We start from the raw sequence: 19,976 nt of genomic DNA, 5'->3' as shown, positions 1-19,976 counted from the left end.
CAGGCCGTCGCCGTGCTCGCCACTGTAGGCGCCCTTGAACTTGCGCACCAGCTCGCTGGCTTCTTCCGCGATGGCGCGCATCTTGGCAGCGCCCCCATTCGGCCCACCCTGGCGCATGTCCAGGATCGGCCGCACATGCAGCGTGCCGACCGAGGCATGGGCATACCAGGTGCCCCTGCTGCCATGTTTGCGGAACACTTCAGTCAGCCCGTCGGTGTACTCGGCCAGATGCGCCAGCGGCACGGCACAGTCCTCGATAAAGCTCACCGGCTTGCCGTCGCCCTTGAGGCTCATCATGATGTTGAGGCCGGCCTTGCGCACTTCCCACAGGTTTTTCTGCGGTACGTCGTCGATCATCTCCACCACGCTGCCGGGCAGACCCAAATCGCCCATCAGCTCAACCAGCTGCTTGATCTTCGGCGCGATTTCAGCCTTGGACGCGCCGGAGAACTCCACCAGCAGTACCGCCGCAGGCTTGCCGCCATTGATGGCTGGCGACAGCGCAGTGCGGATGGTGGGCGCAAACGCCGGGTTCTGCAGCGAGAGCTCGATCATGGTGCGATCCACCAACTCGACGGCAGTGAGTGCGCCACCCGTCATATTGTGGCCGAGCTTGACGATGTGCTGCGCTGCGTCCATCGCCTGGTAGAAGGTGGGGAAATTAACCACGCCGAGCACCTTGGCGCGCGGCAGCTCGCCCAGGCGCAGGGTGAGCGAGCGCGTCAGCGCCAGCGTGCCTTCGCTGCCAACCAGCAGGTGCGCGAGATTGACCGAGCCGTCCGGGGTGTACGCTTTTTCATTCTGGTTGTGAAAGATGTCGAGGTTGTAGCCGGCCACGCGGCGCAGCACCTTGGGCCAGCGCGCCTCAATCTCGGTGCGGTGTTCCAACGCCAGTTCGCGCACGAAGTCGCCAATCTGTTTGACGCGGCCGGTGCTGGCGTCGTAACGGCCGAAATCGAGCAGGCCGCCGTCGGCCAGCCAGGCTTGCGCGCCCAGCACGTTGTGCACCATGTTGCCGTAGGCGATGGAGCGGCTGCCGCAGGAGTTGTTGCCCGCCATACCGCCCAGCGTGGCCTGCGCGCTGGTGGACACATCCACCGGGTACCACAAGCCGTGTCTTTTCAACGCGGCGTTGAGGTGGTCCAGCACCAGGCCGGGCTCGACCGTGGCCGTACGGTTGTCGACGTCGACCGCCAGAATGCTGCGCACGTGCTTGGAGTAGTCGATCACCAGCCCCGCGCCCACGGTCTGGCCGCACTGGCTGGTGCCGCCGCCGCGTGCCACGATCGGCACGCCCAGATCGCGGCAGATGGCCAGCGCCAGTTGCACATCGTCCGCACCGTGCGGCACGAACACGCCCACCGGCATGACCTGGTAGATCGAGGCATCGGTGGCGTAGCGGCCGCAGTCACTTGGTGAGAACAGCACTTCACCGCGGGTCTCGGAGGCGAGACGCGCCGCCAGCCGACCGGCCACCTCGTTGCTGACCCGGGACACGGACTCATAGGTGGGGGCGGCAGCCTGTTGCATAACTTTCAAGGGCAAGGGTGCATTCATGGGACGTGTCAGCTTGGTCTAGATGATGAATTGGAAGTCGCAGCGGCTGAACCGGCCGCACGCAGTTGCTCGATCACTACTTCGCGCTTGTGCCCCAGGTGGTCGACCAGCACAGCCCGCATGGCCACCGGGTCATGCGCGCTGAGCGCCTCGATCATTTGCTCGTGTTCCTGCATGGCGCGCTTCCATTTCTCGCCATCCTGATTGGAGCGAAAACGCAGGGCCTGCAGCCGGGCATTGACCTGGTTGTAGGTGGCGGTGAGCACCGGATTGCGGGCAGCGGCATTGATGGCGCGGTGGATCGCGGCATTGAGCCGGTAGTAGTTCGACAGGTCACGCCGGGTGTAGGCGGCCATCATCTCGTAGTGCATGGCCCGGATCTCGGCCAGTTCGCTCTCGGTGATGCGCTGCGCGGCCAGTTCGCCGGATTGCCCTTCCAGCCCGGCCATGACCTCGAAGGTGTTGAGGATGTCGGCCTCGGACAGCTCCACCGCAATCGCGCCGCGATTGGGCAGCAATTCCACCAGGCCTTCGGCCGCCAGCATCTTGATGGCCTCGCGCAACGGGGTGCGCGAGACCTTGAGCTCCTCGGACAGCTCGCGCTCGTTGAGCTTGGCCCCGGGCGCAATGTGACCCTCCACCAGCATCTGGCGCAGGCGCTGCGCCACCTGTTCGTGCAGTGCAGCACGCGGCATGGAAATGATTTCGGCTGTCATGGAGACGTTTTGTATTCAAAAATATTGATCTATTTTTGAATTCTAAGGCTTAGTACCGTTGACAAAACTATTTTGTATGCAAAAAATGAACTTCGTTTTGACAAATACATTCTTATGCTGACTACCAACTTTCACCCGACGGGACGACACTTCCTGCAAATTCCCGGTCCCTCTCCCGTGCCGGACCGCGTCCTGCGGGCCATGAGCCTGCCCACCATCGACCACCGCGGCCCGGAGTTCGCGGCGCTGGGCCTCAAGGTACTGGCCGACATCCAGCAAATCTTCAAGACCCGGCATCCGGTCATGATCTATCCGGCTTCTGGCACGGGCGCCTGGGAAGCGGCGCTGGTCAATACATTGAGCCCCGGCGACCAGGTTCTGATGTACGAGACCGGTCACTTTGCAGCGCTCTGGAACAAACTGGCGCTGCGCCTGGGACTCAAGACCGAAGTGCTGGGCCTGCCCGGTCTGGACGGCTGGCGCCGGGGCGTGCAGGCCAATTTGATCGAGGAACGCCTCAAGGCCGACACGCAGCACATGATCCGCGCGGTGTGCGTGGTGCACAACGAAACCTCCACGGGTGTGACGAGCAACATCGCCGCCGTGCGCAAGGCCATTGATGCGGCCAAACACCCGGCCCTGCTGCTGGTGGACACGATCTCCGGTCTGGCCTCGGCCGACTATCGGCATGACGACTGGGGAGTGGACGTGTCAATCAGCGGCTCGCAAAAGGGCCTGATGCTGCCGCCCGGCATCAGTTTCAATGCGCTCTCGCCCAAGGCCATCGAAGCCAGCAAGTCGGCCAGGCTGCCCAAGGCCTTCTGGGCCTGGGACGAGATCATCGAGATGAACAAAACAGGCTACTGGCCCTCGACCCCCAACACCAACCTGCTCTATGCCTTGAGCGAGGCCTGCGACATGCTGCTGGACCCCGCCCATGGGGGACTGGCGGCGGTGTTCGCGCGGCACCAGCGCTGGGCCGAGGGCGTGCGCTCTGCGGTCAAGGCCTGGGGCCTGGAGATCCAGTGCGCCGACCCGTCCGTCTATTCCCCCATCCTCACCGGCGTGATGACGCCCGAGGGCGTGGACGCCGATGCCGTGCGCAAGATCATCTATGAGCGCTTCGACTGCTCGCTGGGCACCGGCCTGGGCAAGATCAAAGGCCGCATGTTCCGCATCGGCCACCTCGGTGACTGTAATGACCTGACGCTGATGGCGGCCCTGAGCGGCTGCGAGATGGGCCTCAAGCTGGCGGGCGTCCGATTGGCCGGCTCGGGCGTGCTGGCCGCGATGGACCACTTTGCGAGTCATCCGGTTTCCCTGCCGCTGCAGAAAGCCGCCTGAACAACCACTCACCCGCCACACGCTGTCCGGTCGTGTGGTCTGTAGCAAGCCACGGACATTATTAAAAGGAGACATCATGACAACGTTCAAATTTTCCGCGCCCGCCATCGCGGCCAGACTCCGCCTGATCAGCAGCACCTCCCTGATCGCAGCGACGGCGGCGCTGGCCTTGCAGGGGGCCGCCCAGGCGCAGGTCGAGATCAAGCTCGGCCACGTCGGCGAACCGGGCTCCCTGTTTCAGCTCAGTGCCGATGAATACGCCAAGCGCGTGAACGCCAAACTGGCCGGCAAAGCCAAGGTGGTGGTGTACGGCTCCAGCCAGCTCGGCGGTGACAAGGAAATGATCCAGAAGCTCAAGCTCGGCACTATCGACATGGCCGTGCCGTCGACCGTGATGACCTCCGAAGTGGACCTGTTCGGCATTTTCGAGATGCCCTACATCGTCAAGGATCGGGCGCACATGATCCGCATCGAGAAGGACGTGTTCTGGCCCAGCATTGCGCCGGAGACCGAGAAAAAAGGGTTGAAAGTGCTGGCCGTGTGGGAAAACGGCTACCGCCACATCACCAACAACAAGAAACCGATCAAGGGACCGGATGACCTGAAGGGCATCAAGCTGCGCGTGCCTGAGGGCAAATGGCGCGTGAAGATGTTCCAGGACTACGGCGCCAACCCGAGCCCGATGAAATTCTCTGAGCTGTTCACCGCGCTGCAGACCGGTGTGATGGACGGACAGGAAAATCCGTTTACCCAAATCTACTCGGCCAAACTGCATGAAGTGCAGAAGTTTCTCTCCCTGTCCGGCCATGTGTACACGCCGGCGTACCTGACGGTTGGCTCGCGCCGCTACAACACCTTGCCGGCCGATGTGCGCAAGGTGCTGGAAGACACGGCCCGCGAAACGCAGGCCTTTGTCCATGCCACCGCCGCCAAGGACGATACCGATCTGCTGGCCAAATTGAAGCAGAGCGGCATTCAGGTCAACGAAGTCGACAAGGACGCCTTCATCGCCGCCAGCAAGGCGATCTATGAAGAATTCGGCAAGGATGTCGCGGGCGCCAAGCCCCTGATCGACAAGGCCGTCGCGCTCGGCAAATAAGGGCGTAGTTTTCATATGCAAACTACTTCGACACGAGGTCCCGGCAGCGCGATGCACCGCTTCCGGGACCGTTATGGCCTGCTGCTCGAATGGGTGGTGATGTTCCTGATGGTTGCGCTGGCGGTGGAGGTGACGCTGGGCATTGTGTTCCGGATGGTCGGGCATTCACTGGTCTGGTATGACGAGGTCGCCTCCGTGCTGCTGGCCTGGCTCACGTTTTATGGCTCGGCGCTCGCCTCAGTCAAACGAGCGCACATCGGCTGCCCCGAGGTGGTCGACCAGTTCCCGCCCGCGGTCAAGCGGGCGGTCAGCATCGTCGGCCAGATGGCGGTGATCCTGTTCTTCGCCTTGCTGGGCTGGGTCGGTCTGACGATCATGCCCGCGCTGGCTGGCGACGCACTGGTGAGCCTGCCCTGGATTCCGATGAACGTGGTGCAGTCCGTCATCCCGATCACCTCGGTGCTGATCCTGATTGCTGAGGTCATGTTTCTGATCGATCTGATCCGTCCCCAAGCCACCGAGAGTGCGCGTGCTGGCGCGGCCCTCTCCGACGGCCTGCACTGAACCCCCAAGGAAAAACATGACCATCATGCTGCTTTTGTTCGGCGCTGTGCTGGCGCTGGTGCTGCTCAACATCCCGATCGCCGTGTCACTGGGCATCGTGGCCGTGATCGCCATGCTGGCGAGCCATGGCCTCGATTCGCTGCCCAATGTGGCGCTGGTCGTCTACAACGGCGCAACCAATTTCCCGCTGCTGGCTATTCCCTTGTTCATTCTGGCCGGCGCCATCATGAACGCCTCGGGTATTTCCCAGCGGCTGGTCGCCTTTGCCTCCTCTCTGTTCGGCTGGGTACGCGGCGGCCTGTCGCATGTGTCCATCGGGGCGTCGCTGTTCTTTGCCGAGATTTCCGGCTCGGCCGTGGCCGATGTGGCGGCGCTCGGCTCCATCCTGATCCCGGGCATGAAGGACAAAGGCTACCCAGGGCCCTTCGCCGCGGCCGTGATGTCCTCGTCCGCCACGCTGGCAGTGATCATTCCGCCGTCGATCCCCATGATTTTGTACGCCGTGATGGCGGAAACCTCGGTGGTACAGATGTTTGTCGCCGGCGTGGTGCCGGGACTGATCGGGGCCGTCGGCCTGATGGGCATGGCCAGTTTTCTGGCGCGGCGTTACAACCTGCCGCGCGAGGATGCGTTTTCCATCAAGCGGGTGGCCAAAACCGGGCGTGAAGCACTCTGGGCCTTTGCCTTGCCCATCATCATCCTGGGCGGCATTTTTGGCGGCGTTGTCACCGCCACCGAAGGCGCGGCGCTGGCCGTCATTGCAGCCCTGTTCATCGGCCTGGTGGTTTACCGCGAACTCGATCTCAAGCACTTGCGGGCAGCCGTGATGGAAGGCGGCGTGCAGACCGCCGTGGTGATGCTGCTGGTGGCCACCAGCGCGCTGCTGGGCACCTACCTGACCGAAGTGCAGGCGCCGCAGGCGCTGGCCAAGGCCGTGTCGGATTTCACCTCCAACAAGTGGGTGGTGCTGGCGCTGCTCAATGTGCTGTTTCTGTTCCTCGGCATGTTCCTGCATTCGGCGGCGGCGATCATCCTGGTGATCCCGATCGTGATGCCGCTGGTCCGGTCGGTCGGCATTGATCCGGTGCATTTCGGCCTGATCGTGACGATCAACCTGGGCATCGGCCAGCAGACGCCGCCGGTGGCGAGTGTGCTGATGGTGGCCAGCTCGATTGCCAAGGCCTCGGTATGGGATGTGAGCAAGGTCAACATCTGGTTCATCGGGGTGCTGTTCGCGGTGCTGATGCTCGTGACTTACGTTCCGGCCACCGGCATGGGCCTGGTCGAACTGTTCTACAGGTAAGCATGGCGCTAAGACAAGAAAGGTTTGAACCATGATTGAAGGCGCCGTTCGTCTGAACATAGCAGCCGGCCTGGCCTCGGTGGTGTTTGACCGTCCGCAGGCCCGCAATGCCATGACCTGGGCCATGTATGAACAGCTGATCACTATCTGCTCTCAATTGCAGGCTGACAAGACCGTGCGGGTGGTGACCTTCCGCGGCGCGGGCGGCGAGGCTTTCGTCGCAGGGACCGACATTGAACAGTTCAGGGCTTTTCACAGCGGGGACGACGGCGTGGCCTACGAACGCCAGATTGACCACTGCATTGGCCTGCTTGAAGCGCTGCCGATGCCGACCGTCGCGGTGATCGAAGGCTGGGCCATCGGCGGCGGGCTGGCGATCGCCACGACCTGCGACTTCCGGATCGCCACACCCGCCTCGCGCTTTGGCATACCGATTGCCAGAACGCTGGGCAACTGCCTGTCGATCGCCAACATGGCGCGTCTGGTGGCGGTGTTTGGCGCCCCGCGCGTCAAGCGCATGCTGATGTTGGCTGACATCCTGAACGCCGATGAGGCCCTGGCCTGCGGCTTTCTGAGCCAGGTTTGTGAGCCGGCAGAGCTTGACACCGCCGCCGCCCGTTTGTGCGAACGCCTGACCGCGCTCGCGCCTGTCACGCAGGCGGTGGCCAAGGAAGGGCTGAGACGTCTGGTGGCGCAGGACTTGCCGCAGGGCGAAGACCTGATCCGGCGCGCCTACGGCAGCCACGACTTCCGCGAAGGGGTGGCGGCTTTCGTCGCCAAGAGAAGCCCGGTCTGGACCGGTGCTTGACCATCTCACAGGAAATTGAAATGAAGAGTTCTACCGGACACCCGGGCCCCTTGACCGGCATGCGTGTGATTGACCTGAGCCAGATCATGGCGGGCCCGACCTGCAGCATCATGCTGGCCGACATGGGCGCCGACGTCATCAAGGTCGAAAAGCTGCCAGGCGGCGACGACTCGCGCGCCTACCGTGAGCCGCGTGTCAACCAGGTGTCGGCGCCGTTCATGATCATGAACCGCAACAAGCGCGGCATCGCGCTCAACCTCAAGCTCGCGCAGGGACGCGCGATCCTCTTGCGCATGCTGGAAGAGGCCGACGTCCTGCTGGAGAACTTCCGCGGCGGCACACTGGAGAAACTCGGACTGGGTTACGAGGTCTTGTCGCAAGCCAACCCCGGCCTGATTTACTGCGCCATCTCCGGCTATGGACGCAGCGGCCCGTACGCCGACAAGGGTGGCTTTGACCTGATTGCCCAGGGTTTTGCGGGTCTGATGTCGGTGACCGGCGAGCCGGGCGGCCCACCCGTGAAGAGCGGCAACCCGGTCTCCGACATGAATGCCGGTGTGCTGGCGGCGCTGGGCATCACCGCGGCCTATGTGCACAAGCTGAAGACCGGGCAGGGCCAGATCGTGGACACGTCGCTGATGGATGCGGCCCTGCAACAGACCAGTTGGCATGCCGCGGTGTACTTTGCCACCGGCCAATCGCCGGGCCCCGCCGGATCGGCCCATTTGCTGACCGCGCCCTACCAGGCGTTCCAGACCAGCGACGGCTGGATCAATATCGGCGGTGCCAACCAGTCCAACTGGGAACGTATCGCCGATGTACTCGGCCATCCGGAATGGCGCGATGACCCGCGTTATGCCACCAACACCAACCGCATGGCCAACCTCGACAGCCTGACTGCGGCGATGAATGCCGTCCTGACCACCCGAAGCCGGGCTGACTGGACCGCCGCCTTTGACTCCGCCGGTGTACCCGCCGGCCCGGTACACAGCATTGGCGAGGCCCTGACTCATCCGCAAACCCTGGCCCGCGGGATGGTGGTCGATCTGGTGCATCCGCAGGCCGGCCCCACCAAGGCGATCGGCTGCCCGATTCATTTTTCGCGCACGCCCACGCAGATCACCCGCCCGGCACCGATGCTGGGCGAACACACGCGCGAGCTGCTCAGGCAATACCGTTACAGCGACACCGAAATTGATGCATTTGTGGTGCAGGGGGTAGTCGAGGAAGCAGCGCGTTTGCCCGCGTAAGCGCTCGTCAGCGTGCGCTGGCTGGCGCAATGGTTTGCATTGCGCCAAGGCCGCAGTCATTGCGAGCAAAGCGCGGCCATCCGTAACGCCCGCCAGATTGCGAACCATTTAGCCGCTCAGCCCTCGCCAAATATGCGCAGGTAGCTATAACATTCGTAGCACTTCCAGCATCTGCCGCGACCACTGAATTGAGCCTTCCTCGTAAAGAATGCCTTTTTCAGAATCATGTGGCGAATCCGCGCCTCACGTGAGAGCGGCAGTCCCGGCGGGAAGTCGCGTTGCTCGATCTCGCGGTAGGTCTGCAACTTAGCTTCATGCAAGGGGATGCGCCGTTGCAGTTCGGCCTCCAGTCCCAACGGTCCGATCGCCGCATCGGCGCGCAGGTCCATGGGGGCCGATGGCTCAGCCACCCAGCGCAGCAACTCCTGACGTCCCAGCGGTAGCACGCGATACGTGCGCTTTTATGACGGTGTGGAGATCATGGGCTCGGAGGGCTATCTGCTCAACGAATTTATTGCCGTACAGACCAACCAGCGTGACGACGAATAGGGCGGAAGCCATGAGAACCGCATCCGTTTCCCGGTCGAGATCGTGCGCCGCACGCGCGAGCGCGTGGGTAAAAACTTCATCATCATCTACCGCCTGTCCATGCTGGACCTGGTCGAAGGCGACTCCACGCTGGACGAAGTGGTGCAGCTGGCCCAAGCCATCGAGGCCGCCGGAGCGACCATCATCAATACCGGTGTGGGCTGACACGAGGCGCGCATTCCCACCATTGCCACCTGGAACGCGGCCATGTTGATGAGCCGGGACCTGCAGGAAGCGATGTCGGCCAACATGGCCAAGCGCCCGGCGGACTTCAAGGATTGACGTGCATGGTGGCTGCGGATTTTAAGATTCACATACAATGCATCTTTTAATTTCGTAAGGATTGCCATGAGTTCCTGCGCCACCGGCCACGTCACCCCTGAAGCCATTTACCCGTTTGATGCACGCGGCGTCGCCAAGCGCTTTCGTCATGCCGCCATTTTCGGCGCGCTCGATTCCTTGCAGCCTGGCGAGACCATGCGCTTCTGCAACGACCACGACCCCATTCCCCTGCTGCACCAACTCACCGCCCGCTACGGCAACGCCGTGTCCATTGAGTACATGCAACGCGAGCCCGGCGCCATCGTCATCGACTTCGCCCGCCTTTAGGTCAATCCATGCCCTACCCTGATTTCTTCGATCAGGTGCCGCGCATCACGCTGCGCGACCCGCTGGCCGAATTGCTCGGCTCAGCCACTGGCGGCCTGTTGAGCTATGGCTATGCGGACGCAGTGCGACTGGCCGGGCATTCCTGCCCCACCGTCGCGCAGGCCTACTGGCTGTGCGTGCGCGCCGTGAAGGCTTTGTATGGCGACGAGATGCCCGTGCGCGGGAACATTCAGGTCAGCCTGCGAGACCCGCTGGAAGCCGGCACCACCGGCGTCACAGCCAGTGTGCTGGGCTTGCTCACCGGGGCCGCCAGCGGTGGTGGCTTTGCGGGCCTGGGCGGCCAGTTTGTGCGCCGTGGTTTGCTGCAGTTCGATGCCGACATTGAGACCGAGCTGCGCTTCACCCGCACCGACACCGGGCAGGCGGTGCTGGCGCAAGGCCGCGCACACAGCGTCCCTGGCGACCCCCAGACCATGCGATTGATGCAGCTGTGCCTCTCGGGGCAGGCCACAGACGAGCAACGCACCGCGTTCGGCCAACTCTGGCAGGCGCGCGTAAGAAGCATCCTGCTCGATCACGCCTGGGACGATGCGGTGTTTAAAATCCGGCCGGCCTGAGCCCGTCTACAGCAGACCCCAACTGGGCGAGCGGGTCAGCGCCACGCCCACGATATAGGCCACACTCGACAACGCCGCTGCAAAGTACGGCAAACGCTGACTCTGTGGCGTGTTCTTGCCCAGCGCGCGCATGCCGAGCAGAATGTAGGCGAACAAGGCCAGCACCTTGGCCGTGAGCCAGCCATGCACAAACGGGTACTGCCCGATGCTCCAGGCCAGCCACAGCGCAGAAGTCAGCAGCACGGTGTCGACGATGTGCGGCGCCACGCGCAGCAACCGCCACTGCCGCCACGGCCGCGCCATCAGCTCCAGCGTGCCGCGCAAGACAAACAGGCTGACACTGATCACCACGCAAGTCACATGCAGGTGTTTCAACAAGACATATTCCAACAGTATTCTCCGTTTGGGCTGCGCCTCATCGTACACAAGCAGCGCTGCGATAACCCTGAATCGCCCCGGCACCGGAGTCCAAAGTCCACAAACCCGGCGCGGCCAAAAAACTCATGCCTTGATTCTACAATTAAAGATGCATACACTATGCATCTATTAGAAAACGGATTTCAGACCGGATCGCAATTTCACGAAGGCACGCCATGACACGCACCGACCAAGCCAAACCCCTGAGCCAGGTCCTGGACGGACCCTACCGGCACGGCTTCGTCACCGACATCGAAACAGACGCATTGCCACCCGGTCTTGACGAGCAGACCGTGCGCGAAATTTCGCGCCGCAAGCGCGAGCCCGACTTCCTGCTGCAATGGCGCCTGAAAGCCTATGCCCACTGGCTCACCCTGGCACCGCCGAACTGGACCAAACTGCGCATGAACCCGGTGGACTTCCAGGCCCTGTGCTACTACTCGGCGCCCAAGTCGCTCAAAGACGGACCCAAGAGCCTGGCCGAAGTCGACCCCAAACTACTGGAGACCTACGAAAAGCTCAACGTGCCCCTGCACGAGCGCGCGCGACTGGCGGGTGTGGCGGTCGATGCCGTGTTCGACTCGGTGTCAGTGGGCACCACGTTTCGTGAACAACTGGCCGAGGTCGGCGTCATCTTCTGCTCCTTCTCGCATGCCGTGGAACACCACCCCGAATTGATCGAACGCTATCTGGGCACGGTGGTGCCCATGGGTGACAACTTCTACGCTGCACTCAATTCCGCGGTGTTCTCGGACGGCTCGTTTGTCTATATCCCCAAGGGCGTGCGCTGCCCGATGGAGTTGTCGTCCTACTTTCGCATCAACGCGCGCAACACCGGACAGTTCGAGCGCACCTTGATCATTGCGGAAGAAGGCAGCCACGTGAGCTACCTCGAAGGTTGCACCGCGCCGCAGCGCGACGAAAATCAGTTGCATGCGGCGGTGGTCGAGCTGGTGGCACACGATGATGCCCACATCAAGTACTCCACCGTGCAAAACTGGTATCCGGGCGACGAGCACGGGCGCGGCGGCGTTTACAACTTCGTCACCAAGCGCGGCCTGTGTGCGGGCCGGCGCTCACACATTGCCTGGACGCAGGTGGAAACGGGCTCGGCCATCACCTGGAAATACCCCAGCGTGGTGCTGCGCGGTGATGACTCCAGCGGCGAGTTTCATTCGATCGCGGTCGCCAACAACTTTCAGCAGGCCGACACCGGTACCAAGATGATTCATCTGGGGCGCAACACCAAGAGCCGCATCGTCTCCAAGGGCATCAGCGCCGGGCACGCGCACAACAGCTACCGGGGCCTGGTGCATGTGGCACCGACTGCCGCCAACGCCGGAAACCACAGCCAGTGCGACTCCCTGCTGATTGGCCCGAACTGCGGCGCGCACACCTACCCTTATGTGGACGCGGCCCGCAGTGATGCCGTGGTGGAGCATGAAGCCACCACGACGCGCATCTCGGAGGAGCGACTGTTTTACTGCCAGCAACGCGGGCTGGAGCCGCAAGAGGCAGCGGCTTTGATTGTGGGTGGCTTCTGCCAGGCGGTGCTCGAAGAACTTCCCATGGAATTTGCGGTGGAGGCCAAGGCGCTGCTGGCCGTCTCGCTCGAAGGGGCAATCGGATGACATACCAATCAGAAGGAAACATCATGACCAACACATCACCTCTGCTCAGCGTGCGCGACCTGCGGGTTGAAGTGGGCGAACGCACTGTTCTGGACGGCATTACGCTGGACATCCAGCCGGGCTCGCTGGTGGTGCTGATGGGCGCCAACGGCAGCGGCAAAAGCACGCTGGGTTTGACGCTGGCCGGGCACCCGCGCTACCGCGTCACGAGCGGCAGCGCGCAGTTCAACGGGCAGGATTTGCTGGCCCTCAAACCGGAGCAACGCGCCCGCGCCGGCCTGTTTGTATCCCTGCAATCACCACCGGACATCCCTGGTGTGAAAAACGGATTGTTCATGCGCAGCGCGCTCAACGCCATTCGCGAATCGCATGGCGAAACGCCACTGGACGCTTTTGATTTCCTGAAAGATGCACGCGCCTTGGCCAGCGAGCTGGGGCTGGACGCCAAGCTGCTGAGCCGCCCCGTGAATGAGGGCTTTTCGGGCGGTGAACGCAAGCGCAACGAACTGCTGCAACTCGCCCTGCTCAAGCCGCGTCTGGCCCTGCTCGATGAGATCGACTCGGGGATGGACGTGGACGGCGTGCGCGCAGTGGTCAAGCTGGTGCAAGGCATGCGCGCACAGGGAACAGCGTTTGTGGTGGTGTCGCACTACCTGCAACTGATCGAGTCGCTGATGCCCGACGCCGTGTTGCGCCTGGACCAGGGCCGCATTGCCGAGACTGGCACCCTGGCGCTGGCGCAAGAAATTGCGCGTACCGGCTTTGCCCGCAAGCCCGAAACCACCGAGGTGTGAGATGAACAACACGCCCTGCCCCGACGCCACCGAAGCCCGCCAGCGCCTTGCCGGCCATGGCTGGATCAAAGCCAGAGCCGAGAACTTTCGTCATCTGCCACCGCCCGCACTGGCGGTCTGGCTGCCCGACGCATCCGCAGCGCGTTTGCCAACAGACGGCTGGACTGTGCAGGCATGGGAGTCGACCCGGCAAGACCAGTTTCAAGCGCACTACCTTGACCCGGCCGATCCTGAGCAGCGCACTGCCCTGTTCAAAGGCGTGCCCTGGCCCGATGAGTGCGATGCGGCGCACTTTGGCTGGGTCCACCGCGCCACCTGCCAGCGCGGGTTGCGCATGCGCATCGGCGAGCAGGGTGCAGACCGGCAGCCGTCGAAGCAAACCATCCAGCTGGTACTGCGCATCCAGGCGCCGACCCTCTTTGATGCGCCCCTGCTGGTGATCGACGTCGCCCCTGGTGTGCACTGCGTGCTGCTGGAGCAACATGACTTTGACACGACCCGCGCCGGTGGCATACAAAACCTGCAGATGCACATCAAGCTCGGCCGGGGGGCGCACCTGGAACATCTGCGCGCCGTCAACCCCGCGCCTGACGAGCGGCTGGCGCACCAGATACACGTCGAGCTGGCAGAGGATGCCCACTACGACCAGGTGTTGCTGGCCTCGGGCAGCGCCTACCATCTGCAGCGCACCCAAGTGGATCTGAACCAGCCGCGCAGCCAGGCCCGCATCGGCGCGGCCCTGCTGGTGGCCAAGGCCACACTGGATCACCAGGTGGCGCTGTCGCACACCGCTGCGCACAGCCACAGCGCCGTGGAGTCGCTGCTGCTGGCCAGCGGCCGGGCCCATGCGGTGCTCAATGCCCACACCCTCATCGCGCCCGGCGCCGACGAGGCCGCCGTGCGCCAGCACCTGAGCGCCATTCCTACCAGCGGCCAGCCCAGAGTGGTACTGCGCCCGCACATGGAAATCCACCATGACCAGGTACAGGCAGCCCACGGCGCTACCTTTGGCGCGCTGCCCGAGGAAGCACTGTTCTATGCCCGCCAGCGCGGCCTCGATGAAGCCGGCGCACTGGCCCTGATTCTGGAAGGCCTGCAAACGGCAGTGCTGGAGCGCACACTGGACAAGCCCGAGATCCTGCACACCATGAAACTTGATGAACTGCTGGCGCGCATGACCCGCCAGCATTTGCAGAAGGTGCAACCATGAACATGCGCCAGCCCCTGCTCGACATCGCTGGCACGGGCGCTTCGGCCGCCGCGCAGTTTCCAATTCTGGCGCAGCGCATCCATGGCCAGCCGCTCGCCTACTTGGACAACGCGGCCACCACGCACATGCCCCTGCCAGTGCTCAACGCGATACGCGAGTTTGAGACGCATGACCGCGCCAACATTCACCGGGGCGTGCACACTTTAAGCCAGCGCGCCACCGATGCGTTCGAGCGCGCGCGTGCGGACGTCAAACGCTTTGTCGGCGCCACTGAGGCCTATGAGCTGGTGTTCACCTCCGGCACAACGGATGCGCTCAACATGGTGGCGCACGGCTTGTCACAAGCGCTTGTCGGACCGGCCGTCATCGGCCCGGGGGACGACATCATCGTCAGCGGTCTGGAACACCATGCCAACCTGGTGCCCTGGCAACAGGCGGCACGCCGCACGGGCGCCACACTGCGCATCCTGCTGCCGGACGCGAACGGCCAGCTCGACGTGAACGCGCTTGCGCGCCTGCTCTCGCCGCGCACCCGGGTGTTTGCGCTGACGGCCTGCTCCAATGCCAGCGGCGAACGCCCACCCTATGAGGCGCTGCTGGACCTGGCGGCACAAGCGGGTGCGCTAACCGTGCTGGATGCAGCCCAAGCGGTCGGCCACAGTGCCTTGAATCTGCACACGCTGGCCTGCGACTTCATGGCCTTCTCGGCCCATAAGATGTACGGCCCCATGGGCATGGGTGCACTGGTGGGCAAGCGCAGCTCACTGGAGCGATTGACCCCTTTGCGTTTTGGTGGCGACATGGTGCAATCCGTCAGCTACACCGACGCGGTGTTTGCTGAACTGCCGGCCCGACTGGAAGGGGGCACCCCCAATGTCAGCGGCGCTGTGGGCATGGCCGCCGCCGCGACCTACATTGAGGCCATTGGACACGCTGCCATCGAGGCGCATCTCGCGGCCTTGCGCCAACACGCCGTGACCGGCCTGCGCCAGATCGAAGGCGTCACCGTGCTGTCACCCCATGCCAAGAGCAGCGCCATCGTCTCGTTCGTGGTCGATGGCGCCCACCCGCACGACATCGGCACGCTGCTGGACGCGCGCGGCATTGCGGTGCGTACCGGTCACCATTGCGCCCAGCCGCTGCTGGAACATCTGGGTTTGGGCCCCACCACGCGCGCCTCTTTCGCGGTGTACAACACACACGACGAGGTGGATCGCCTGCTGGCGGGCGTCAGCCACGCGATCGGGGTACTGCGATGAGTGCCGATCTTGACCTGTACCAGGACATCGTGCTGGAACACAAACGGGCACCGCGCAACTTCGGCGTCCTGGCAGCGCCAACCCATCGCGCCGAAGGCACCAACCCGCAATGCGGCGACCAGATCAGCGTGGCGCTGCAGATCGAACAGGACCGGATTGTCGATGTGCGCTTCAAAGGCCAGGGCTGCGCGATCTGCATGGCATCGACCTCGATGATGACCGAAGCGATCAAGGGCGCCGAGGTACAGGCGGCGCAACAACTGCAGCAGCACTTTCGCGCCGTCCTGACTGGCGCCGAAGCGCCGGAGGAAGCCTACCTGGGCAAGCTCATCAGCCTGGCCGGGGTAGCGCGCTTTCCCAGCCGCATCAAATGCGCCCTGCTCGGCTGGCACGCGCTGGGGCACGCGCTGCAAACACCGCTGACGACCAGCCCCACACAGGAGCACGCCACATCATGAGCCGCCAGCGCGAAACCGTTGTGATCCGCCGCCCCGTGCGCGCCGAGTCGATCCCGGACGGCACGGTGATCGAGCTGCCCGCCGGCACGCGGGCCCAGATCACCCAGGCACTGGGTTCGTCCTTTACCGTCTATGTGGAAGGCTACCTGCTGCGCATTGCGGGTGTCGATGCTGACGCGCTGGGCAAGGAGCCGCCCGCACCGCTGGTCATCCCCGACAATGTCAGCCCAGAGGATTTGAAAGGCCTGGTCTGGCAAACCCTGAAAACCTGCTACGACCCGGAGATACCCGTAGACATCGTCGCGCTGGGGTTGGTCTACGTGTGCGACGTCCTGCCTATGGATGAGGAGCGTTTCCGCGTCTCTCTCAAGATGACCGTGACGGCCCCCGGTTGCGGCATGGGCGAAGGCATTGCGCAGGAGGTGCAGGACAAACTCGAAGCCCTGCCGCACGTCGGTCAGGTTGACATAGAGATCGTGTTCGATCCACCGTGGGACCGCACCATGATGTCGGAAGAAGCCGAGCTGATGCTCGGCCTGTGAAACTTTAACCATCCCTTGACTATCAGGAACTCCATGAACCCCAACATACTGCTGCTTGAAGACGTTCACACCAGCGCCACGCCCATCTTGCAGGGCATCCCCGGTGCCAACATCGTGCGGCTCAAGCATGCGCCCTCCGTCAGCGAGTTGCACACCCTGCTGGCCGGCGTGCAGGTGCTGGGCCTGCGCTCACGCACCCCCCTCACGCGCGAGGTACTGGCGCAAGCCCCCAGGCTGCGCGCGGTCGGCGCCTATTGCACCGGCACCAACAACATTGACCTGGTCGCGGCGTCCGAGATGGGCATTGCGGTGTTCAACGGTCCGTTCTCCAACACACGTTCGGTGGCCGAGCTGGTCATTGGCCACGCCATCCACCTGCTGCGCCGCGTGCCGGAGCGCCATGCCGCGGCCCGCCGTGGCGTCTGGATGAAAGATGCCAAGGGCGCCAACGAAGTGCGCGGCAAGACGCTGGGCATCGTGGGCTACGGCAAGATCGGCACCCAGACCGGGCTGCTGGCCGAGGCCATTGGCATGCGGGTCATCTATTTCGACATTGAGGCGCGCCTGCCCCTGGGCAATGCCACTCCGGCAGGAACCCTGGAAGCCCTGCTGGGTGAAGCCGATGTGGTGACCCTGCATGTGCCGCAGACCGCACGCACCAAAAATCTCATCGATGCGCAGCGCCTGGCCCAGATGAAGGATGGCGCCGTGCTGATCAACCTGGCGCGCGGCCATGCCGTGGACATTGACTCCCTGGTCGAGGCGCTGGCCGGGCCGCGCCTGCGTGGTGCGGCGCTGGACGTGTTCCCGCGCGAACCGGCTTCAGCGACTGAGGTCTTCGAGTCGCCGCTGCGGGCTTTCGACAAAGTGATTCTCACGCCACACGTGGGAGGCTCCACCGTGGAGGCGCAGCGCAATCTGGGTGTTGAAGTGTCCGAAAAGCTGCGCGACTACCTGATGCTGGGCGCCATCCATGGGAGCGTCAACTTGCCCGAACTCTCTGTGGGTTCGCTGCGCGCGCCGACGCGGCTGGTGCATATCCATCGTGATCGCCCCGGGGTCATGGCGCATGTCAACAGTGCGCTCAGTTCGGCGGGCCTCAACGTGTCGCTGCTGCATCTGGAAACACAGGGAGGCTTTGGCGTGGCGGTCATCGACGTCAGCGCCGCGATGGATGCAAACACCCTCGCCTGCCTGGAAGCCATTGAGGGCACGTTGCGGGTGTTCTCAGCGCTGTCCTCCAACGGCTGAGAAACGGTTCTCAGCCGTCCTTGCCGTCCAGCCGCGTGCTCATCAGCCAGGGCGTGAACATCCAGAGATAGATCACAAACGCCGCGCTCCAGGCGGCAGCGGCGCCCACCAGGGCGTACCCATACGAGGACGGGGCCACCAGGGGCAGCAGCACGCGCAGCACGGCGGCACTCATCACCAGCGCGTAGGCCAGCACTTCCGCCTTCGAAGCCATCAAAGGCCTGCCGGTATGACCGCGTGCGGTGCGGGTGATCATGCCGATGATGAGGCCGCCCGTGGCGCCGGCCGCCAGCGCATGCACGCCGGAAGACACAGGAACCAGGCCGGTTTGCGCCAGTGCCAGCAACGCCAGCCCGACCGGAATCCAGGCATAGGACGCATGCAGAATCCACAAAATCGGACGCTTCAAGGTGACGGCCGGCTGCCAGCGCAGCAAACGCCTAACGTGCAGAGCACTGGCCAGCGCCAGCACCACCAGGCCGACAATACTTGCAGGCGCGAACACCCACAGCGCCAGGCCAAGTGCGGTGGCGCCCAGCGTGACGCGCTCGATCCAGACCACGGCAACCAGCCTCAAGCCCGGCGTCACGGCCATGGTGAACGCGGGAATGACGCGCCCGGCCATCACAGACTCAATCATCACGATCAGCGCCAGGCCGGCATACAGGGGCGTGATGGCAGGCACCTGCAGCACCCCCATCACCGCCAGATGAAAGGCCAGGTTGGCTGACGCCAGCAGCGCCAGAATCAGCGCCAGCGGCAGATTGCGGTGATTGCGCGAACGCAGCAGGATGTTGACAAGAACGGCGGCCACCAGTGGCAACAGCGCCATGTCCAGCACGGCGTACAGCGCGTAAGGACCCACCACCGAAGCCACGCGCGCCGCCAGCCACAACAGGGCCAGCGCACCCAGCGCAGGGCCGCGCGGCGTGGCCAGCCCGGTCCAGGCCTTGCCGGCCGTCATCAGAAAACCCACGATGATGGCTACCGCAAAGCCAAACAGCATCTCATGGGCATGCCACAGCAAGGGCGACGCGTTCGGTGCCAGCTGCACCGAACCGAGGAAGATGGCTGCCCACAAGGGAACCACCAGTGCGGCAAACAGCGCGCCGCCAATATAGAAGGGCCGGAACCCCAGTCGCAACAAGGGAATGCCTTTGGGCACCTGGGCGGCGGCTTTGACCTGCTCAAAAATGGGTAGCGAATCTGGTTTCATGGCGGCGGGACGACATAGGCGTCAGGATTTACGTTTAAATGCATTTTACATACATCTTAAATCTCGTGTGACATAAAATAACGGGAGACATACACCTCAAGGGGCACTGATGAGACTAACGGACTACACCGACTACACCCTGCGGGTCTTGATGTTCTGCGCCATGCATCCCGAGCGTTCGGTCACCATCGCCGAACTGGCCGAAAGCCACGCCGTCTCCAAGAACCACCTGATGAAGATCGTCAATGATCTGGCGCGCCAGGGTTTGCTCCAGACCACGCGCGGGCGCGGCGGCGGCCTGCGACTGCTGAAACCGGCATCCGACATCCGGATCGGCGATGTCGTGCGTCAGACCGAAACAGATTTCCGGCTGGTGGAGTGTTTTGACGCCAACCACAACTCTTGCACCCTCACCGCCCACTGCCAGTTGAAGCAGGTTTTCAGGACCGCGCTGCAAAGCTATTTTGCGGAACTGGACAAGGTGACGCTGGCCGACATCGCCCCTGCCGTGCCCGAAAGCCTGCGACTGGACAGCCGCAGAGTCCGCATCGTGCCGATGAGCGACATCACCCGATCGGTGTCGATTGAATTGCCGCCCAAAAAAAAGCCGCCTGCAAAACAGGCGGTTTCGGTCAAGGCGTTGCGTCGCACACCACGTGCGGGCGCATAGAGTCAGCTTCTTATTTATGAGTAAACAGGCTGCAGGCCACGTAGCATAAGCGCAAGCAGCTACACTTTTAATA

The 19,976-nt window shown here is 63.5% G+C and carries 21 protein-coding genes and 1 pseudogene; 17 read left to right on the top strand and 5 right to left on the bottom strand.

Annotated elements, in window-relative coordinates; all coding sequences use genetic code 11:
* Together Q7T10_RS04020 and Q7T10_RS04015 are read right to left on the bottom strand one after the other, a co-directional pair.
* The coding region (locus tag Q7T10_RS04020) for an FAD-binding oxidoreductase (protein WP_304746183.1) at positions 1–1,530 on the bottom strand (1,530 nt) is incomplete at its 3' end.
* Between the two features lie 35 nt (positions 1,531–1,565).
* Positions 1,566–2,273, bottom strand: a complete 708-nt coding sequence (locus Q7T10_RS04015; protein ID WP_304746175.1) for a GntR family transcriptional regulator — start codon at positions 2,271–2,273, stop codon at positions 1,566–1,568.
* A gap of 114 nt (positions 2,274–2,387) precedes the next feature.
* Here Q7T10_RS04015 and Q7T10_RS04010 point away from each other — a divergent pair, with 114 nt between their 5' ends.
* From Q7T10_RS04010 to Q7T10_RS03985, 6 genes are all read left to right on the top strand, one after another.
* Positions 2,388–3,617: an alanine--glyoxylate aminotransferase family protein gene (locus Q7T10_RS04010; RefSeq protein ID WP_304746173.1), complete on the top strand. Its 1,230-nt coding sequence runs from the start codon at positions 2,388–2,390 to the stop codon at positions 3,615–3,617.
* 76 nt (positions 3,618–3,693) lie between these two features.
* Positions 3,694–4,716 (top strand): TRAP transporter substrate-binding protein, encoded by a 1,023-nt coding sequence (locus Q7T10_RS04005; RefSeq protein ID WP_304746171.1) that lies wholly within the window; start codon positions 3,694–3,696, stop codon positions 4,714–4,716.
* Positions 4,717–4,731: 15 nt separating this feature from the next.
* Positions 4,732–5,280 (top strand): TRAP transporter small permease, encoded by a 549-nt coding sequence (locus Q7T10_RS04000; RefSeq protein ID WP_304746169.1) that lies wholly within the window; start codon positions 4,732–4,734, stop codon positions 5,278–5,280.
* 16 nt (positions 5,281–5,296) lie between these two features.
* On the top strand, positions 5,297–6,583 hold the full coding sequence (locus Q7T10_RS03995) for a TRAP transporter large permease (protein ID WP_304746167.1): 1,287 nt from the start codon (positions 5,297–5,299) through the stop codon (positions 6,581–6,583).
* 31 nt (positions 6,584–6,614) lie between these two features.
* Positions 6,615–7,391 (top strand): enoyl-CoA hydratase/isomerase family protein, encoded by a 777-nt coding sequence (locus Q7T10_RS03990; RefSeq protein ID WP_304746165.1) that lies wholly within the window; start codon positions 6,615–6,617, stop codon positions 7,389–7,391.
* 20 nt (positions 7,392–7,411) lie between these two features.
* Positions 7,412–8,641, top strand: coding sequence for a CaiB/BaiF CoA-transferase family protein (locus tag Q7T10_RS03985; RefSeq protein WP_304746162.1), 1,230 nt, complete (start codon positions 7,412–7,414; stop codon positions 8,639–8,641).
* A gap of 116 nt (positions 8,642–8,757) precedes the next feature.
* Here Q7T10_RS03985 and Q7T10_RS03980 read toward each other — a convergent pair whose 3' ends face one another.
* Positions 8,758–9,030 (bottom strand): hypothetical protein, encoded by a 273-nt coding sequence (locus tag Q7T10_RS03980; RefSeq protein ID WP_304746160.1) that lies wholly within the window; start codon positions 9,028–9,030, stop codon positions 8,758–8,760.
* A gap of 73 nt (positions 9,031–9,103) precedes the next feature.
* Here Q7T10_RS03980 and Q7T10_RS03975 point away from each other — a divergent pair.
* The 3 genes and pseudogenes from Q7T10_RS03975 to Q7T10_RS03965 form a co-directional block, all read left to right on the top strand.
* Positions 9,104–9,391 (top strand): annotated as a pseudogene (locus Q7T10_RS03975) (2,4-dienoyl-CoA reductase); the annotation flags it as partial.
* Positions 9,392–9,577: 186 nt separating this feature from the next.
* Positions 9,578–9,838, top strand: a complete 261-nt coding sequence (locus Q7T10_RS03970; protein WP_304746158.1) for a DUF2249 domain-containing protein — start codon at positions 9,578–9,580, stop codon at positions 9,836–9,838.
* Positions 9,839–9,846: 8 nt separating this feature from the next.
* A complete protein-coding gene (locus tag Q7T10_RS03965) occupies positions 9,847–10,455 on the top strand; it encodes a hypothetical protein (RefSeq protein WP_304746156.1) in 609 nt (202 codons plus the stop codon).
* 6 nt (positions 10,456–10,461) lie between these two features.
* Here the strand turns inward: Q7T10_RS03965 and Q7T10_RS03960 are convergent, their stop codons facing one another.
* Positions 10,462–10,833 carry a SirB2 family protein gene (locus Q7T10_RS03960; RefSeq protein ID WP_304746154.1) on the bottom strand — a complete coding sequence of 124 codons (372 nt, stop codon included), beginning with the start codon at positions 10,831–10,833 and terminating at the stop codon, positions 10,462–10,464.
* A 215-nt stretch (positions 10,834–11,048) separates the two neighbouring features.
* On the opposite strand from Q7T10_RS03960, the gene sufB reads away from it, so the two are divergent.
* Genes sufB through serA form a run of 7 tightly spaced genes read left to right on the top strand, consistent with a single transcriptional unit; the run spans position 11,049 to position 18,017 of the window.
* Positions 11,049–12,503, top strand: coding sequence for a Fe-S cluster assembly protein SufB (gene sufB, locus Q7T10_RS03955; protein ID WP_304746152.1), 1,455 nt, complete (start codon positions 11,049–11,051; stop codon positions 12,501–12,503).
* Positions 12,504–12,526: 23 nt separating this feature from the next.
* A complete protein-coding gene (gene sufC, locus Q7T10_RS03950) occupies positions 12,527–13,297 on the top strand; it encodes a Fe-S cluster assembly ATPase SufC (protein ID WP_304746150.1) in 771 nt (256 codons plus the stop codon).
* 1 nt (position 13,298) lies between these two features.
* The gene (locus Q7T10_RS03945) at positions 13,299–14,507 is read left to right on the top strand and encodes a SufD family Fe-S cluster assembly protein (RefSeq protein ID WP_304746148.1); all 1,209 of its coding nucleotides are present in this window, start codon (positions 13,299–13,301) and stop codon (positions 14,505–14,507) included.
* Positions 14,504–15,766 carry an aminotransferase class V-fold PLP-dependent enzyme gene (locus tag Q7T10_RS03940; RefSeq protein WP_370653725.1) on the top strand — a complete coding sequence of 421 codons (1,263 nt, stop codon included), beginning with the start codon at positions 14,504–14,506 and terminating at the stop codon, positions 15,764–15,766. The genes Q7T10_RS03945 and Q7T10_RS03940 overlap by 4 nt, the downstream gene beginning before the upstream one ends.
* A complete protein-coding gene (sufU, locus tag Q7T10_RS03935; RefSeq protein ID WP_304746146.1) occupies positions 15,763–16,224 on the top strand; it encodes a Fe-S cluster assembly sulfur transfer protein SufU in 462 nt (153 codons plus the stop codon). The genes Q7T10_RS03940 and sufU overlap by 4 nt, the downstream gene beginning before the upstream one ends.
* The gene (gene sufT / locus Q7T10_RS03930) at positions 16,221–16,766 is read left to right on the top strand and encodes a putative Fe-S cluster assembly protein SufT (RefSeq protein WP_304746179.1); all 546 of its coding nucleotides are present in this window, start codon (positions 16,221–16,223) and stop codon (positions 16,764–16,766) included. The genes sufU and sufT overlap by 4 nt, the downstream gene beginning before the upstream one ends.
* A 33-nt stretch (positions 16,767–16,799) precedes the next feature.
* A complete protein-coding gene (serA, locus tag Q7T10_RS03925; protein WP_304746144.1) occupies positions 16,800–18,017 on the top strand; it encodes a phosphoglycerate dehydrogenase in 1,218 nt (405 codons plus the stop codon).
* Positions 18,018–18,027: 10 nt separating this feature from the next.
* Here serA and Q7T10_RS03920 read toward each other — a convergent pair whose 3' ends face one another.
* The gene (locus Q7T10_RS03920) at positions 18,028–19,233 is read right to left on the bottom strand and encodes an NnrS family protein (RefSeq protein ID WP_304746142.1); all 1,206 of its coding nucleotides are present in this window, start codon (positions 19,231–19,233) and stop codon (positions 18,028–18,030) included.
* A gap of 109 nt (positions 19,234–19,342) precedes the next feature.
* Here Q7T10_RS03920 and Q7T10_RS03915 point away from each other — a divergent pair, with 109 nt between their 5' ends.
* Entirely contained in the window at positions 19,343–19,903 is a 561-nt protein-coding gene (locus Q7T10_RS03915) for an Rrf2 family transcriptional regulator (RefSeq protein ID WP_304746140.1), read from the top strand.
* The last annotated feature ends 73 nt before the right edge of the window (positions 19,904–19,976 follow it).

It is taken from the genome of Rhodoferax sp., from assembly GCF_030646845.1.
Taxonomy (GTDB): Bacteria; Pseudomonadota; Gammaproteobacteria; order Burkholderiales; family Burkholderiaceae_C; genus Rhodoferax.
This window is presented reverse-complemented; position numbering and strand designations above follow the sequence as displayed.